General features: G+C 35.5%; 14 protein-coding genes. 12 read left to right on the top strand and 2 right to left on the bottom strand.

The window, feature by feature from the left end; translation table 11 throughout:
• Position 1: 1 nt before the first annotated feature.
• From gatA to msrB, 5 genes are all read left to right on the top strand, one after another.
• A complete protein-coding gene (gene gatA / locus AC1RPY_RS04665) occupies positions 2-1465 on the top strand; it encodes an Asp-tRNA(Asn)/Glu-tRNA(Gln) amidotransferase subunit GatA (protein ID WP_481761572.1) in 1464 nt (487 codons plus the stop codon).
• The gene (gatB, locus tag AC1RPY_RS04660) at positions 1465-2895 is read left to right on the top strand and encodes an Asp-tRNA(Asn)/Glu-tRNA(Gln) amidotransferase subunit GatB (protein WP_481761571.1); all 1431 of its coding nucleotides are present in this window, start codon (positions 1465-1467) and stop codon (positions 2893-2895) included. The genes gatA and gatB overlap by 1 nt, the downstream gene beginning before the upstream one ends.
• Before the next feature lie 34 nt (positions 2896-2929).
• Positions 2930-3970 (top strand): diacylglycerol kinase, encoded by a 1041-nt coding sequence (locus tag AC1RPY_RS04655; RefSeq protein ID WP_481761570.1) that lies wholly within the window; start codon positions 2930-2932, stop codon positions 3968-3970.
• Positions 3971-4102: 132 nt separating this feature from the next.
• The gene (gene rlmD, locus AC1RPY_RS04650) at positions 4103-5467 is read left to right on the top strand and encodes a 23S rRNA (uracil(1939)-C(5))-methyltransferase RlmD (protein WP_481761569.1); all 1365 of its coding nucleotides are present in this window, start codon (positions 4103-4105) and stop codon (positions 5465-5467) included.
• A gap of 130 nt (positions 5468-5597) precedes the next feature.
• The gene (msrB, locus tag AC1RPY_RS04645) at positions 5598-6035 is read left to right on the top strand and encodes a peptide-methionine (R)-S-oxide reductase MsrB (RefSeq protein ID WP_481761568.1); all 438 of its coding nucleotides are present in this window, start codon (positions 5598-5600) and stop codon (positions 6033-6035) included.
• Between the two features lie 72 nt (positions 6036-6107).
• Here the strand turns inward: msrB and AC1RPY_RS04640 are convergent, their stop codons facing one another.
• Entirely contained in the window at positions 6108-7427 is a 1320-nt protein-coding gene (locus tag AC1RPY_RS04640) for an APC family permease (RefSeq protein ID WP_481761567.1), read from the bottom strand.
• Positions 7428-7531: 104 nt separating this feature from the next.
• Positions 7532-7927 carry a DUF4828 domain-containing protein gene (locus AC1RPY_RS04635; protein WP_481761566.1) on the bottom strand — a complete coding sequence of 132 codons (396 nt, stop codon included), beginning with the start codon at positions 7925-7927 and terminating at the stop codon, positions 7532-7534.
• Between the two features lie 183 nt (positions 7928-8110).
• On the opposite strand from AC1RPY_RS04635, the gene AC1RPY_RS04630 reads away from it, so the two are divergent.
• The 7 genes from AC1RPY_RS04630 to AC1RPY_RS04600 all read left to right on the top strand — a co-directional run bounded on the left by AC1RPY_RS04630 (position 8111) and on the right by AC1RPY_RS04600 (position 17770).
• Positions 8111-9112: a Gfo/Idh/MocA family protein gene (locus AC1RPY_RS04630; protein WP_481761565.1), complete on the top strand. Its 1002-nt coding sequence runs from the start codon at positions 8111-8113 to the stop codon at positions 9110-9112.
• Between the two features lie 103 nt (positions 9113-9215).
• Entirely contained in the window at positions 9216-10496 is a 1281-nt protein-coding gene (locus AC1RPY_RS04625; protein ID WP_481761564.1) for a DEAD/DEAH box helicase, read from the top strand.
• Positions 10497-10626: 130 nt separating this feature from the next.
• Positions 10627-11784, top strand: coding sequence for a GNAT family N-acetyltransferase (locus tag AC1RPY_RS04620; protein ID WP_481761563.1), 1158 nt, complete (start codon positions 10627-10629; stop codon positions 11782-11784).
• 14 nt (positions 11785-11798) lie between these two features.
• The gene (locus tag AC1RPY_RS04615; RefSeq protein ID WP_481761562.1) at positions 11799-13238 is read left to right on the top strand and encodes a glycoside hydrolase family 1 protein; all 1440 of its coding nucleotides are present in this window, start codon (positions 11799-11801) and stop codon (positions 13236-13238) included.
• 152 nt (positions 13239-13390) lie between these two features.
• The gene (locus AC1RPY_RS04610) at positions 13391-14236 is read left to right on the top strand and encodes a PRD domain-containing protein (RefSeq protein ID WP_481761561.1); all 846 of its coding nucleotides are present in this window, start codon (positions 13391-13393) and stop codon (positions 14234-14236) included.
• 134 nt (positions 14237-14370) lie between these two features.
• Positions 14371-16338 carry a beta-glucoside-specific PTS transporter subunit IIABC gene (locus AC1RPY_RS04605; protein WP_481761560.1) on the top strand — a complete coding sequence of 656 codons (1968 nt, stop codon included), beginning with the start codon at positions 14371-14373 and terminating at the stop codon, positions 16336-16338.
• Position 16339: 1 nt separating this feature from the next.
• Positions 16340-17770, top strand: a complete 1431-nt coding sequence (locus tag AC1RPY_RS04600) for a 6-phospho-beta-glucosidase (protein ID WP_481761559.1) — start codon at positions 16340-16342, stop codon at positions 17768-17770.
• Positions 17771-17935 lie beyond the last annotated feature (165 nt).

Raw genomic sequence — 17935 nt, 5'->3', positions numbered from 1 at the left:
CATGGATTATTTCAAACAAGATTTATCAAGTTTACATGACGCATTAGTTAATAAAGAAATGAGTTCTGAAGAATTAACGAAGGCAACCTTTGCTGAAATTAAAGCACGTGATTCAAAGATTTCTGCTTTCCTCGCAATGAACGAAGAAATGGCACTTAGCCAAGCTAAGGCTGTTGATGCTGCTGGTATCGATGCAAATAATGTCTTAGCCGGGATACCAATGGCTGTTAAAGATAATATTGTGACAAAGGATTTAACAACAACTGCTGCAAGCAAAATGTTAGAAAATTTCAATCCAATATATGATGCAACAGTGATTGAAAAAATGCGCCAAGCACAAATGGTGACAATTGGTAAAACAAACATGGATGAATTTGCTATGGGTGGTTCTACTGAAACGTCAGCTTTTAAAACAACAAAAAACCCTTGGAATACAACGAAGGTTCCCGGTGGCTCATCAGGTGGTTCAGCTGCTGCAGTTGCTTCAGGTGAAGTTATTGCTGCTTTAGGCTCAGATACTGGTGGTTCTATCCGTCAACCTGCTTCATTTAATGGTGTCGTAGGAACAAAACCAACTTATGGTCGTGTATCACGTTATGGTTTAATTGCATTTGCATCAAGTTTGGACCAAATTGGACCATTCACACGTGGCGTTAAAGATAACGCTGCTGTTTTAAATGCAATCAGTGGTAACGATGTTCATGATTCAACGAGTTCAGCGCAAGCTGTTCCTGATTTTACTGCTGGATTAACTGGCGATATTAAAGGAATGAAGATTGCTTTACCTAAAGAGTATTTAGGTGAGGGTGTTGATGCTGGTGTTAAAGAAGCCATTCAAAAAGCAGTTAAGACGTTTGAAGAACTTGGCGCAACAGTTGACGAAGTTAGTTTACCAAACAGTAAATATGGTGTGCCCGTTTACTATATTCTAGCTTCTTCTGAGGCATCATCTAATTTACAACGTTTTGATGGTATTCGTTATGGATTCCGTGCACAAGACGTTAAGAGTTTGGAAGATGTTTATGTACGTTCTCGTTCAGAAGGTTTTGGGGATGAAGTTAAACGTCGGATTATGTTAGGAACATTCTCATTATCTGCTGGAACTTATGACGCTTTCTTCAAGAAAGCAGCTCAAGTTCGGACTTTAATCTGCAATGATTTCCGTAATGTATTCAATGATTATGATTTGATTATTGGGCCTACTGCACCTAATACAGCATTTAATATTGGTGATAAAATTGAAGACCCAATTACAATGTATATGAATGATATTTTAACGATTCCAGTTAACTTGGCTGGACTACCCGGCATGTCAGTTCCTGCTGGATTCTCAAATGGCTTACCAGTTGGATTACAATTAATTGCGAAATCATTCGATGAAGCAACAATGTATCGTGCTGGTTACGCATTTGAACAAGCAACTGATTTCCATAAAGAAGTCCCTACGTTAGGAGGCCAAAACTAATGAATTTTGAAACAACAATTGGACTTGAAGTTCATATTGAAATGAAAACTAACTCTAAGGCATTCTCACCTTCAAAAGTTGATTTTGGGGCAGAACCTAATACGAATACCAACGTTATTGACTGGGGTTATCCAGGTGTTTTACCAACTGCCAATAAAGGGGCAATTGAATACGGAATGCGTGCTGCCTTAGCTTTAAATTGTGAAATCACAAAGGATAACCATTTTGACCGAAAAAATTACTTTTATCCTGATAATCCAAAAGCTTACCAGATCACACAATCAGAAGAACCTATTGGTCGTAACGGCTTCTTAGAAATTGAAGTTAATGGCGAAACGAAAAAAATCGGAATTGAAGAAATGCACGTTGAAGAAGATGCGGGTAAAAATACGCATAATCCTAACGGCTATTCTTATGTCGATTTAAACCGTCAAGGAACACCTTTGATTGAAATTGTTTCACGTCCTGATATCAAAACACCTGAAGAAGCTTACACATATCTTGAAAAATTACGTCAAGTTATTCAATTTACCGGTGTTTCTGATGTGAAGATGGAAGAAGGATCAATGCGAATTGATGTTAATATTTCAATTAACCCAATTGGCCAACCCGGTTATGGGACAAAAACTGAAATGAAAAATTTAAATTCATTTGAAAATGTGCGTAAAGGACTTGAATTTGAAGAAAAACGTCAAATAAATGTCTTGATGTCTGGTGGTATTGTTCAACAAGAAACACGCCGTTTTGATGCACCAACTGGTACAACTATTTTGATGCGTGTCAAAGAAGGGGCTAGCGATTATCGTTATTTCCCAGAACCAGATATTCCACCAATTCATATTAGTGATGACTGGATTCAAGAAGTTAGAGAATCAATTCCCGAAATGCCTGACAAACGACGGACACGCTATGCAAGTGAATTAGGCTTGCCTGAATATGATGCTGAAGTCTTAACACAAACAAAAGAAATGTCAGATTTCTTTGAAGACACAATTAAGTTAGATGCAGATCCTAAGTTAGCTGCTAACTGGTTAATGGGTGAAGTTAATGCGTTCATGAATACAAATAAATTAAACTTACAAGATACTAAATTAACACCAGCAAATCTTGCTGGAATGATTAATTTAATTACTGATGAAACAATTTCAAGTAAGATTGCTAAAAAAGTTTTCCAAGAAATTATTAAAAATGGTAGCGAACCTAAAGCTTGGGTTGAGTCTAAGGGACTTGTTCAATTATCTGACCCAGCTAAGTTACAACCCATTATTGATGGTATTTTAGATAACAATGAACAATCAATTGAAGATTTCAAAAATGGTAAAGATCGTGCTGTTGGATTCTTAATCGGACAAATCATGAAACAAACACAGGGACAAGCAAATCCTAATGTGGTCAATCAATTATTGATGGCCTCATTGAAGCAAAGATAATCTTATTAAAATAAGATTCATGTGGAGGAACGGAATGAGAAAAAGAGCCAGAATTATCTATAACCCAACATCCGGTCGTGAGGCTTTAAAAAGTGATCTCGTGAGTATTCTAGACATCATTGAAAATGCCGGGTATGAAACTAGTGCTTATGCGACGACAGCGAAGAAACATTCAGCTCGAGATGAAGCAACGAGAGCTGCTAAATCAGGGTTTGATTTAGTAATTGCTGCTGGTGGCGACGGAACCATTAATGAAGTTGCTAATGGAATTGCTGGTCTTAAGCACCGACCTAAGATAGGTGTTATTCCAGCTGGAACGACAAATGATTATGCGAGAGCTTTGAAAATACCTAGGGATGATTCAGTTGCTGCTGCAAAAGTAATTGCAAAAGGTAACACAGTTAAAATGGATGTTGGACAAGCTGGAGAAAAATATTTCATTAATATCGCTGGTGGTGGATTATTAACGGAATTAACTTATGATGTTCCTTCACAATTTAAATCACTTTTTGGTTATCTGGCTTATTTAGCTAAAGGTGCTGAAATGTTACCTAGAATGAAACCAATTGAAATGAACCTTGAGTATGATGGGGGAATTTTTAAAGGGAAAGCATCAATGTTTTTATTAGCATTGACGAACTCTGTAGGTGGCTTTGAACAAATCGTACCAAACGCTTCACTTGATGACGGTAAGTTTACCTTGCTTATTGTTAAAGCGACTAATATCGCCGAAATGTTGCATTTAATGGCACTTGTGTTAAATGGTGGGAAGCATATTAATGATAAACGTGTGATTTATGTTAAAACGTCTAAATTAATTGCTAAACCAGTCGATAATAAAATGATGATTAATATTGATGGTGAATATGGTGGTGATGCACCAATGACTTTCAAAAATTTAAAGCAACATATCGAAATTTTTGCGAATACAGATGCATTGCCAGAAACGTCAATTACGTCAGGTCGTACGGCTGCCGAAATTACAGCTGAAGAACATTTTGTAAAAGAAGTCCAAGAAATGCATAGTGAAGATGTTGACGGTAATGGTACAATTAGTAAAGTAAGAGATAACTAAGAAATTAAGTAGGATTGAGGTGCTTGGTAAAGGCCTCAATCCTGTTTTATTTCTAGAGTTGGCAACTATTGACTTTTAGGGGTTAAACATGGTTGAATAAAGTAAATACGCAGGAACATCGAAAGGACAACAATGAAAAAACTACCTCCAGTAATAAAGAACCAAGAATTTGATACAGAAATTATCGATTTAACTTATCAAGGTATGGGTGTCGCTAAAGTTGATGGCTACCCATTATTTATTGAAAATGCATTACCAGGCGAAAAAGTTAGTATTCGTGTAATGAAAGTTAGCAAGAACTTTGGTTTCGCTAAAGTTTTAGCTTTTCGTAATGAGAGCCCAGATCGTGTTGAAACAAAAGGTTCAGCATATACACAAACTGGAATTGCACCTTTACAACATTTAGCATACCCAGCACAATTAAAATTCAAACAAGCACAAGTTCAAGAGTTATTGAAAAAAGCGCATTTGGATATTGAAGTATCTGATGCTGTTGGAATGGAAAATCCTTTCCATTACCGTAATAAAGCACAAGTGCCTGTTCGCGAAATTGCTGGTGAATTAAAAACAGGATTCTTCAAGAAAAACAGTCATGATTTTGTTGCAATTGAAGATTTTTTAATTCAAGATGAAGAAATTGATAAAGCAATCGTAGCTGTACGTGATGTCTTACAACGTTTCCATGTGGAAGCATATGACGAACGTGCACATAAAGGGATTATCCGTCACATTATGGTTCGCCGTGGTCATTACTCAAAACAAATGATGATTGTCTTAGTAACACGCTCTAAGAAATTACCAATGTTTACTGAAATTACTGCTGCAATCCGTGAATCATTACCTGAGGTTACAACTATTGTTCAAAATACAAATTCTGAAAAGACAAATGTTATTTTAGGCCGCGAAAACAAAGTTTTATTTGGCCCTGGTTATATTGAAGATCAATTAAATGGATTAACATTTAGAATTTCACCACATTCTTTCTACCAAATTAATCCTGTCCAAACAGAAAAATTATATGCTGCAGCATTTGAACGTGCTGGTTTAACTGGTAATGAAACAGTTATTGATGCTTATAGTGGTATTGGAACAATTTCATTATCAATGGCAAAACATGCTCGTCAAATCTATGGTGTAGAATTAGTTTCTGCAGCGGTTAAAGATGCGAAAGAAAATGCTAAGATTAATGGTATTGATAATGTTCGTTTTGAAACTGGGATGGCAGAAAACTGGATGGAAAACTGGAGTCATGCTAACTTAAGACCTGACGTTTTAGTTGTCGATCCTCCTCGTAAGGGGCTAGAACCAGCATTTATTGAAAGTACACTTAAAATGCAACCTAAAAAAGTTGTTTACATTAGTTGTAACCCTTCAACATTAGTTCGTGATTTACAGAGCTTCTTAGATGATGGTTACAAAGTTACAAAACCAATTTTACCAGTGGATCAATTCCCACAAACAACACATATTGAAACAGTTACAATTTTAGAAAAATAACCAATTTAATATAATAGATGAGGAAGACCAAAGGTATTTTACTTTTGGCCTTTTTTTTGCAAACAGATAAATTGTATTCAGTGTGAAAAAGAGTATTCTAATGATATCTTAAAACATTAGGAGGTCCATTATGTCAAAAGAAACTGAAAAAGAATTACGTGAACGTTTAACTAATGAAGAGTTTGAAGTTACACAACATGCTGCAACGGAAGCGCCATTTACCGGTAAATATGATGACTTCTATCAAAAAGGAATTTACGTTGATGTTGTTAGTGGGGAAGCACTTTTTAGTTCAGCAGAAAAATATGACGCTGGCTGCGGTTGGCCATCATTTTCAAAACCAATCCCAGGTTCTAAGATTGCTGAGTTGGTTGATAATAGTCTTTTTGGTTATCAACGAACGGAAGTTAGAAGTAAGGAAGCAAATTCACATTTAGGTCATGTATTTACTGATGGACCTAAAGACCAAGGCGGATTACGTTATTGTATTAACTCTGCCTCATTGAAGTTTATTCCTGAAGCAGAAATGGAAGCTGCTGGATATAGTAACTATTTAAATAATTTATAAAAAATAAAAACATTCGACTTAAGGGATATGAGCCTATCTGGCTCTAAAAGTTGAATGTTTTTATTTGTATAATTATCCTTGGCTTTTTTGATGAATAAAGTAAACAGGAATGCCAAGTCCCGTTATTAATAGACCAACAAGTGCTAACGTCGTTTGTGTTAATAGTGTCGCAACGAGTATAAAAATACCCCCAATAATCGCGATGATTGGAATGATTGGATATAAAGGAACTTTATAGGGTCTATTTAATTCAGGTTCACGTTTTCGTAATATAAAGATAGCAACGAAAACTAGTACATTAAAAATCCAAATAACAAAAATAAGCATATCTGTTAATAAATCAAAACTACCTAAGAACATCATTATTATTGCGATACTTATTTGTAAAAAGCCCGCAATATATGGAACTCTCGTATGAGGAGATAAGCGTTTTAGCCAATTACTAAAGGGGAGTTGGTTTTCTAAGGCCATCGCATATGGAACGCGCATACCGGTTAACGTATAGCCGTTAGTGGCACCGTAGACTGAAATTAAGATACCAACGGTCACAAACTTACCACCAAATTGTCCAAATAGTTGTCTTGAGGCATCAGAAGCTGCATTTAAATTGCCAGCTAATCCTGAAATAGGAAGAGCCTTAAGAAAAACAAAATTAATTAATGTATAGATAATTGTGATGAAAAATAATCCTGAAATAATGGCTTTCGGTAAATCACGTTCTGGATGGTGCATCTCTCCGGCAATATTTCCAACCCCAATCCAGCCATCATAAGCAAACATGGTCGCAAGAAGGCCGCCACTTAAAGCAGTAAAGAAAGACTGGTGCGCGCCGGATGTTAACGGAATTAAACTAAACGTCACTTGTCCAGGAGTGAAAATCCCCCATATCACAATGACAATAATAGGTAATAATTTTAAAACTAATGAAATTGATTGAAAGGTACCACCAACTTTGGCGCCTAAAAAGTTAATCAATGTGATACTGATTCCACTAATTAAAGCAAATGGGATAATTAAATGTGAATCAAGATGGAAAAGATTAATTAATTGTGTGCCAAAAATAATTGAAAGAGCTGCAATGTTTGCTGGATAATAAATGATTATTTGTGCCCAGCCAAGTAAAAATGCTGGGAAACGGCCATAAGTATATTCGATATATTTAATGGCGCCACCAGTTTCTGGGATGGCGGCTGCAAGTTCTGCAGCGGTTAATCCAGCACAGATAGTTAAAAAGCCACCAAGTAACCAAACAAATAAAGTTAAGTTAGCAGATTGGGTTTGTTGTGTAACGCTTGAAACTTTAAAAAAAACGCCTCCGCCGATAACTGTTCCCATTACAGTTGAAAGGGCAGCGAAAAAGCCAATATCTCGTTTTAGGTGATCATTGTTCATGGAAAAAGGTCCTCGTTTCTATATTAAAATGCGTATTTAACTATTTTAGACTATTTAAACGTGTAATGAAACAAAAAATGAAGATGATAATCAACAAAATTCTGTTAATCTACATCTTCATTTTTATCATCTTGTGATTCTACAATTGGGGCTAATTTAATGGGATAGGTCCGGTTATCTGCTTCGTCAAACAAACTCACTGGTCCTTGATCGTTTGCATCAATTCTTAGATGAAAACCATATTCATCTAAGAAACTAAGTTCACGCTCATCTATATGTTCAATCTTACCATCGAGTGCACGTTCGTCAATTCGAATTGTGAGGTCTGATGAAATATCCAAATTATGGTGTCGATGACTTAATTCATCGTAGAATAGCCAATGTCCAGCATAAAAAATAGGTAAAGAAACCTTAGTTTTAGGTGCGGTTATAGACTTAATATCTTTCGTTAATCCAATAAAAAATGATGCACCTAGTAGTGCAAAACTACGTTTCTTCACAGCTATCCCTCCTAATTAGAACTCTTCTACTTAAATATAGCACTTTTAGCTAACAAGCGGAAAGAATTGCCCAAAATATATATAAATTTAATCTATCGTCACAAAATTGAAATAAAGCAATCGTTATGAAAACGGTTCAATTGTTGTTATAATGAATTTAATAATAAAATGGAGGTATTGGGTATGATTAAATTAGGTATTATTGGTACAAATTGGATTACAGGTCAATTCGTTGAAGCAGCGCATGAATCTAATGAATTTCAATTGACTAGTGTCTATTCAAGAACCGAATTAAAAGCCAAAGATTTTGGTGAAAAATATGGTGCAACAAATTTTTACGATAATATGACAGAATTTTTAAATTCAGATAAATTTGAGGTAATCTATATTGCTTCTCCGAATAGTTTACATTTTGAACAAATTAAATTAGCGATTGAAGCTGGTAAAAAAGTTATTGCCGAAAAACCAGTGGTCTCAAATCCAACAGAAATGGCCGCTATTCAGACGGTTCTTAGGGAACATCCTGGAAGTCAATTATTTGAAGCAGCTCGACAAATTCATCAAGATAATTTCAAAATTATTGAACAAAAAGTAACTGAACTAGAGACCATCCAAGGCGCAACTTTAACTTATATGAAGTATTCGTCACGTTATGATGCTATTTTAGCAGGTGAAGAACCTAATATCTTCTCACCAAAATTTTCTGGTGGTGCATTACAAGACTTAGGTGTTTACGTTGTTTATAATGCTATTTCTTGGTTTGGTACACCACTTGAAGTTCAGTACTATCCAACAATGTTACCAACAGGTGTTGATGGTAAAGGTGTCGCAATTCTAACTTATGAAGATTTTAGAGTGACCTTAAATATTGGTAAGACAGCAAATTCATATTTAACTAGTGAAATCTATGGCCTAAAAGACACAATTGTGATGGATAATGCAGCTGAATTAAATGAGGTTCTTTATCGAGATGGCTCTGATAAAGAAGAACTACTTAGTCAAAAACCAGCTAAAAATCCGATGTTAGCTGAAGCGATTGATTTTGCTAGAGTCATCAATAACCCCAATGACGTAACGAACAAAGCTGATTATATAAAATGGCAAAAACTTAGTGTGACAGTTAATCAAGTATTGTTTGATTTAAGGAAAAGTGCCGGAATTGAATTTCCAGCTGATCATAAATAAGAATTATTGAGATAAGTTTCTGTGAATCAATGGAAGCTTATTTTTTATATGCTATACTTAATTATTAAAACTAATCCTATGAAGTTAAAAGAAAGAGACTAAAATGAATCCAAAATTTGATGCATATTTTAAAGAACAAGGTTTTGAAACACAATCACCCATCCAAGAAGCCGTTTATGAACCTCTAAAATCAGGTGAAAATATCCTTGGATTAGCACCAACCGGTTCTGGTAAAACATTAGCGTTCAGCTTACCTTTACTCGAAAGATTAATACCTAAAGATGGCATTCAACTATTGATTATTGCACCTTCACAAGAATTAGCTATGCAATTAGCAGGTGTCATTCGTCCTTGGGCTAAAGAACTTGATTTAAAAGTTCAAGCTATTATTGGTGGTGCTAATATGAAACGCCAAATTGAAAATTTAAAGAAAAAACCTGAGATTATTGTCGGAACACCAGGTCGCTTATTGAATTTAGCTGAAGATAAAAAAATTAAATTACATAAAGTTAAATCAGTTGTCATTGATGAAGCGGATGATTTATTAACGGATGAAACACTAACAACTTGTCGTGATTTAATCAGCCAGGCACCTGCAGGCATTCAATTAAGTTTCTTTTCTGCGACGGAAACGGCAATATTAGATGATTTGAAAAAATGGTTTGGTGCTAATGTGACAACTTATGATGTTCGTGAAGTTGATCAAACACAAGGTATCGTTCACCATTATTCAATTGAAACACCAACGCGTAAACGTCAATCAACGTTGCGTCGTTTAGCAAATGTTGAAGATTTTTATGCACTAGTTTTCTTTAACCAACTATCATCGTTACAAGATATGGCTCAAAAATTAAAATATGATCATGTACCAGTCGCTGTCTTAGATAGCGAGCAACGCCAAGTTAATCGTGCTAATGCTTTATCACAACTTCATAAGCATGAAATTAAATTATTACTAACGACGGATGTTGCCGCTCGAGGTTTGGACATTCCAATGTTACCCGCAGTCGTAAATTATGATATGCCTAAAGATACGACGTCATATATTCATCGTGTCGGCCGGACAGGCCGGATGGGTGCTGAAGGGATGGTTATTAATCTTGGAAATGAACATGATCTACGTACCTTAAAACAAGATTTAAAAAATACACCATTTGAAATTGAAAAAGGTTACTTATATGATGGTGCGATTGTAACAGAAAGACCAGAACGTGTGGCTGAACCAAAAGCTAAGAAACTTAAACCAGTTGAAGTGAAAGCCAAAACAGTTGATGGTCAAAAGCAATCTGATGAACCAGTAAAGAAACCACATCGTAAAGTTCGTTTGAGAAATCAAAAAAATAAAGGTAAAAGACGCAAACCAAAAGCAGAACATTTTGATTAATGAGAAGGATCATCCAATAATAATTGGATGATTTTTTTATTGACTAATTTTGTAAGCGATTGCACGAATAGGGTAACCGTGCTATATTTAAAGAGGTTAATTCGTACAGAAGAAGGAGTTGAGTAGATCCATGACAAATATGAAGTTAGATGAAACTCATTTTGGAAGTTACTTTGATTTATCAATTTATGCCTTTAATAAAAAAGTATCAGCACAGAGAAAGAGCTTTTTTCGCAAACTTTATGAGCATTCATCAGATTGGGGCTCAGTTGAATCTGGGAAAGTTGTCAGCGGTGTGATTAATACACCATTTACGACTCATTTTCACGGGACTCAATTTAAAATGGGTGGTATTGGCTATGTTGCAAGTTATCCAGAATTTGCTGGTCAGGGTAGTATTGGACAATTAATGAATTTAGCTCTGGATGAGATGTATGATAATGGAACGACATTATCGTATTTAGCGCCATTTTCGTATCCGTTCTATCGTAAATTCGGTTACGAAGCAACATTTGATCAAACGATATATCGGATGAATACGAAGGATTTACCACGATTAAAAGTTAAGGCCATAGGTCACGTTGAACGTCACCGTTATTTGGATGTAAAAGAGGAATTAAATAAATTATACCAACAGAATCAGCTCTCTCAACAAGGTGGTATTGAACGGCCAGATTGGTGGTTAACTTATTCGGCGGAGAAACACCCTAACTGGGAAGTAGCGGTCTATTATAATGAAAAAAATGAGTCAGAAGGCTATCTTGTTTATCAAAGAGAAACTGATGAATTTAAAATCGTTGAATGGATATATCAAACAAGTGAGAGTTGGCTCCAATTACAAAATTTTGTGCTTAAGCATCAATCAGCATACGAATGGTTTAGTTATGAGAGTCCAATTGGACAGCCATTTCCAGATGTACTGGCAAATCCTCAAGTTGAAGTGACAACGCAACCTTACATGATGGCAAGAATTGTAAATGTTGAAGACTTTCTCAGCAGATACCCTTACCAGCAAGATTTTCCACAAATTGTGATTCAAGTTCAAGATTCGACTATTCAGGCTAATGAAGGCTATTGGCAAATTAGCCGAATAGACGGACAAACAAAAGTTGAAAAGACTGAAAATTCAGCAACTACGTTTACAACGGATATTCAAAATTTAACACGAAGTATGATGGGGTATCGAACATTTAAACAATTAAAACAATATGGATTTGTATCAGGCGACGTGACGTTATTCGATGGCGCATTAATTAAAGAACAACCGATATTAAGTGATTATTTTTAAGGAGAGAATAGATAATGGAATATGAAAAAATGAGTCAATTTCCAACTGATTTTTTATGGGGGGCTTCCTCAGCTGCTTACCAAATTGAAGGTGCGTATCAAGAAGATGGTAAAGGATTATCAGTTTGGGATAAATTTGTAAGAATTCCTGGGAAAACATTTAAGGGTACAAATGGTGATGTAGCCGTCGATCATTATCACCGTTTTAAAGAAGATGTCGCCTTAATGAAGGAGCAAGGATTGAAAGCTTACCGTTTTTCAATTGCTTGGACACGTATTTATCCAGAAGGAAAAGGTAAAGTTAATCAAAAGGGGATAGATTTTTATAATCGATTAATCGATGAGTTAATTGCGAATAATATTGAACCTGTTGTGACACTTTATCATTGGGATTTACCACAAGCATTACAAGATGAATATGCTGGTTGGGAATCTCGTGAAATTATTACTGATTTTACGGATTATGCGAAAACTTGTTTTGATGCATTCAGTGATCGTGTTAAATATTGGGTATCATTAAATGAACAAAACGTATTTATTTCTCATGGCTATCAAATGGAGAGTCATCCGCCTGCAGTAAATGATGAAAAAAGAATGTATGCTGCAAATCACATTGCTAATTTAGCAAATGCTTCAGCAATTAAGGCATTTCATGAAGGTCATTATCAAGGTGAAATTGGGCCTAGCTTTGCCTATAGCCCGGGTTATGCAGTTAATGGAGATCCTAAAAACCAAGTTGCGGCTACTAACTATGAAGATTATGCTGCTCATTTTTGGATGGATATTTATGTTTATGGACGTTATCCAAAAATGATTTATAAATGGTTAACTGAACGTGGAACTGCACCTACTGTTACAGAAGCAGATCAAGCTCTTTTAATTGCTGGAAAACCAGATTTTATGGGTTTAAATTATTATCAAACCCAAACAATTGCGGCTAATCCGTTAGTTGGTGGTGTTGGACTTGCTGCTGAAAATAATACAGGTAAAAAGGGGACTAGCTCCGAAAGTGGCGTTCCAGGCATGTTTAAGACTACTAATAATGAATTTTTAAAACAAACTGATTGGGATTGGAATATTGATCCTGAAGGGCTAAGAATTGCTCTGAGAAGAATTGATAGTCGTTACGACTTACCTGTTCTTATTACTGAAAACGGTCTTGGTGCTTATGATAAATTAGAAGAAGGCAATACAATTCATGATGATTACCGAATTTACTTTATCAATGAACATATTAAAGCCATTCAAGAAGCCATTTCAGACGGTGTAAAAGTCATTGGGTATACAACTTGGAGTTTCACTGATTTATTGAGCTGGTCAAATGGCTATCAAAAGCGCTATGGCTTTGTTTATATTGATCGTGATGAAGAAAGTGCGAAAGAATTAAAACGATATAAGAAAGATTCATTCTATTGGTATCAAAAGGTCATTAAAGAAAATGGTAGTAAGTTATAAAGTAATTTAAATAGCTATTGATAACGCTTACAATAAATGATACAATAAATATGAAATGAGTGTTACTGATTCGATCAGGCATGACCTATTGATGTAGATATGAAAATATCTGTATTTGTAGGTCATTTTTTATGGGAAGGGGTCGGTTTGATGTGAAGTTCGTAAAAAATTTTAATAATAATGCAGCTTTAGTTGAATCATCCGACAATGTTGAGTGGGTGGTCATTGGTAACGGTATTGGATTCGGTTATCATGCTGGAGATAATATCGATAAGGACCAGATTGACCGACGGTTTAAAGCTGAAGAAGATTCAGATACAATGAAATTAATTTCAGGATTTGATGCAGAAACTTTGGAAGTTACGACAACTTTTGTTGGAGTAGTAGAGCCATTAATTGATGTGACATTTGATGATGTTCAATTTTTGATTTTAGTGGACCATTTTCAATATTCATTACAAAAAAATCGTGAAGAAATGTTTTTAAATGACCGATCTGTTCATTGGGAAATGAAAAAATTATTTCCAAGTGAATTCCAAGCTGCAAAGGTTGGTATTAAAGAAATCGAATCAAAATTTGACATTACGGTTCAAAATAATGAATTGATTTTATTAACCTATCATTTGATTAACGTCAAAGAAGGCGGACATGCTGTTCAAGAATCGATGAAGCTGACAGAACTCATTTCGGGAATTGTTAATATTATTCAATTAGATACTGGTATTATTCTCGACGAAAAATCATTTAATTATAGTCGATTTGTCTCACATTTACGCTATTTATTCATTAGGCATTTTCATAATACTGAGATTGATCGTGCAGAACTTGACCCTGAGTTGCTCGCCATGATGATTAGTCGGTATCCACAAGTGTACGAAACAGTGGAAAAAATCGTGCAGTATATTCGAGAACGGGCCGATTGGGATTTACAAGCAGACGAACAAGTTTATCTAGTTTTACATATCTGGCGAGTAACCCATCGGCAAACAGAAAATTAAATAAATTGATAATTAGGTGTGTTATTGCCATTTATAAGCAAGCATAAACCCAGTTATCCATGCAAACTCGTATTTTTTGAGTTGAAATGGATAACTGGGTTTTAATTTATAAAAAATATAAAGGAGTGATTGTGATGAGTTACGAAAAATTAGCTAAAGATATTTTAAAAAATGTAGGTGGCGAAGCTAACGTTAATAGCGTAGTCCATTGTACAACCCGACTAAGATTTAAATTAAAAGATGAATCTAAGGCCAATACCGATATGTTGAAAAATATGGACGGCGTAGTGACCGTTGTTAAAAGTGGCGGCCAGTACCAAGTGGTTGTTGGAAATCAAGTTCCGGAAGTTTATGATGCATTAGTTAAAGGTAGCGGACTTGATGGTGATGGCATTGTGCCAGATAATGATGGCGAAAAAATGAAACCGCTTGATGCCTTTATTGATATGATTTCAGGTATCTTTGCACCAGCTCTAGGTGTTTTAGCTGCAACAGGGATGATCAAAGGAATAGTTTCATTACTAGTCGCATTTAGCTGGGTGGCACCGACATCTGGAACGTATATTATTTTAAATGCATTAGGAGATTCTTTCTTTTATTTCTTCCCGATTATCTTAGCTTACAGTGCTAGTAAAAAATTCCACGTTAATCCATTGTTGGCAATGGTTATTGGTGCATCCTTAGTTTACCCAACTATTGTGGCACAATTGCCAGCAACACTAGCCGCTTCAGGTGGAAAAGTGCTGTACACTTTATTTGCAGGAACAATTTTTGAATCACCAATCTATATGACATTCTTGGGGATTCCAGTAATCATGATGAGTTACGCATCATCAGTTGTACCTATTATTGTATCAATTTGGTTTGCATCAAAAGTGGAACCATTCTTCAAAAAAGTGATACCAGAAGTTGTACGAACATTCTTAGTGCCAATGTTAACAGCACTTGTTGTTGTGCCTATTACATTTATCTTTATAGGTCCCATAACAACTTGGGCTAGTGATATTGTGGCAACCGGATTTACAGCTGTATACACATTTAGTCCAATTGCCGCTGGCGCAGTTCTTGGTGGCTTATGGCAAGTACTTGTTATCTTCGGGTTACATTGGGGACTTGTTCCACTTGCCTTACTTAACATTTCAACAACAGGCTCAGATCCAATTTTAGCACTTATGCTAGGGACAACGTTCGCTCAAATTGGGTCAGTATTGGCAATTACAATTAAAACAAAAAATAAAAAACTAAAAGGTCTTGGCTATTCTTCATTTATTTCAGGAATCTTTGGTGTTACGGAACCCGCTATTTACGGAATTACGTTACCTCGTAAAAAACCATTTATTATTACATGTATTTCAGCCGCTATTGGTGGCATGGTTCTTGGTGTATTTGGGACAAAAGGATACATGGTTGGTGGATTAGGCATTTTCTCTATTCCAAGTTACTTGAATCCTAAGACAGGAATTGATATGTCATTCTACGCTGTGCTGATAGCAATCGTTGTTTCATTCGTATTGGCATATGTCTTAACACTTATGTTCGGTTTAACAAAGGAAGATCAAGAAGTACCCGTTGCTGTTGCTGAAACAAAAGTAACAACGTCAGTAGTACCTGTAGAAGTAGAAATGAGTGGAGAAATCCTTGGTAGCCCACTTAAAGGCGAAGTATTACCTTTATCAGAGGTTAAAGACCCTGTCTTTAGTTCTGGTATTATGGGTGACGGTATCGCAATTCTACCTGAAGTTGGTCAATTATACGCACCTGCTGATGGTAAAATAACATTAGTTTTTCCAACAGGACACGCAGTTGGTATGGTGACAGACGATGGCGCCGAAATTTTAATGCATATCGGAATGGATACAGTTGAATTAGAAGGTAAGTATTTTGAAATTCAAACAGAAATTGATACCGTCGTAAAAAAAGGCGATTTATTACTTAAATTCGATATTGAAGGTATTAAACAGGCAGGATATGAAATTATTACGCCAATTATCGTGACGAACACACCAAAATATAAAAAAATTAAACCACTTGCTAAAGACCAGTCAGAAATAATTGTTGGTACTGATTTATTAGATTTAGAAATTAATTCAGGAGGTCAATAAGATGACAAAATCAAATTTTCCAGATAACTTTTTATGGGGTGGCGCAACGGCCGCTAATCAATTTGAAGGGGCCTATGATGTTGATGGTAAGGGCCTGTCATTAGTAGATATATTACCAGACGCACACCATGGTCGCTGGGATTATTTATTTAATGTAAAAGAAGCGATGCAGATGAAAGAAGATTTTTATCCTAGTCATGAATCTGTTGATTTTTATCATCATTATGAAGAAGATTTACGATTAATGGCAGAAATGGGTTTCAAAACCTTCAGAATGTCAATTAGTTGGCCACGGATATTTCCACAAGGTGATGAAAAAGAACCAAACGAAAAAGGGCTAGAATTCTATGATAAAGTTATCGATCTTTGTAACGAATTAGGGATGGAACCGTTAGTAACAATTAACCATTTCGATACGCCGTTAGGGATGTTGAAAAAAATGAATGGTTGGGCTGACCGTCGAATGATTGATAATTACTTAAACTTTTCACGCGTCTTATTTATGCGTTATAAGGATAAGGTTAAGTATTGGTTAACATTTAACGAAATTAATATGATTTTACACATTCCGTTATTGGGCGGTGGATTAGATTTGGAAGGGATTGATAATCCTGACCAAATCAAATATCAAGCGGCACATCATCAATTAGTTGCCTCTGCGCTTGCGACAAAATTAGCACACGAAATTAATCCTGATTTTAAGATAGGGTGTATGTTAGCGGCTGGGGTTACCTATCCCAATACACCTAATCCAAAAGATGTATTTGAAGCAATGACAAAGGATCGGGAAGGATACTTCTTTATTGATGTTCAGTCACGTGGCTACTACCCAAGTTATTCGGCAAGATTATTTAAAGATATGGGTATAGAAATTAAAATGGCAGATACCGACGAAAAAGATTTATTAGAAAATACAGTTGATTTCATTTCATTTAGCTATTATTCATCAAGATTAGCAAGCGCTGATCCTGAGATGACTGATAAAACAGCAGCAAATGTCTTTGATAGCTTAAAAAATCCTTACTTAAAGACAAGCGAATGGGGCTGGCAAACAGATGGCCTTGGTTTGAGAACAACGATGAATCAAATTTATGATCGTTATCAGAAACCATTATTTGTTGTTGAAAATGGATTAGGTGCAAAAGATGTTGTGGAAGAAGGCAATAAAATTCATGATGATTATCGCATTTCTTATCTAAGTGAAAATATTGAAGCAATGGGTGAGGCGATTGCAGACGGGGTTTCTTGTCTAGGTTACACATCATGGGGCTGTATCGATTTAATTAGCGCAGGCTCAGGCGAAATGGCGAAACGCTATGGTTACATTTACGTAGATCGAGATAACGAAGGTAACGGGACGCTAAATCGATTGAAAAAAGATTCGTTCTATTGGTATCAAAATGTTATTAAAACAAATGGTGTCGAATTATAAACTGGAAAAATTGAAGATATAAAATTTCGATGCGATTTAAAATACTGTTTAAGCAATGATTGTTTGCTTAAACAGTATTTTTTTATTTGCGAAAGTCTTATTGCTTAGTGGAAAAATAATATTAGGTGTACAATTATCGAAATCTTAAAGATAGTTTAGAAAAGA

This window comes from Dellaglioa sp. CoH-56-MRSF-12 (assembly GCF_056782075.1).
Note: the sequence above shows the minus strand (reverse complement) of the source record. Positions and strands in the feature narration are given on the sequence as shown.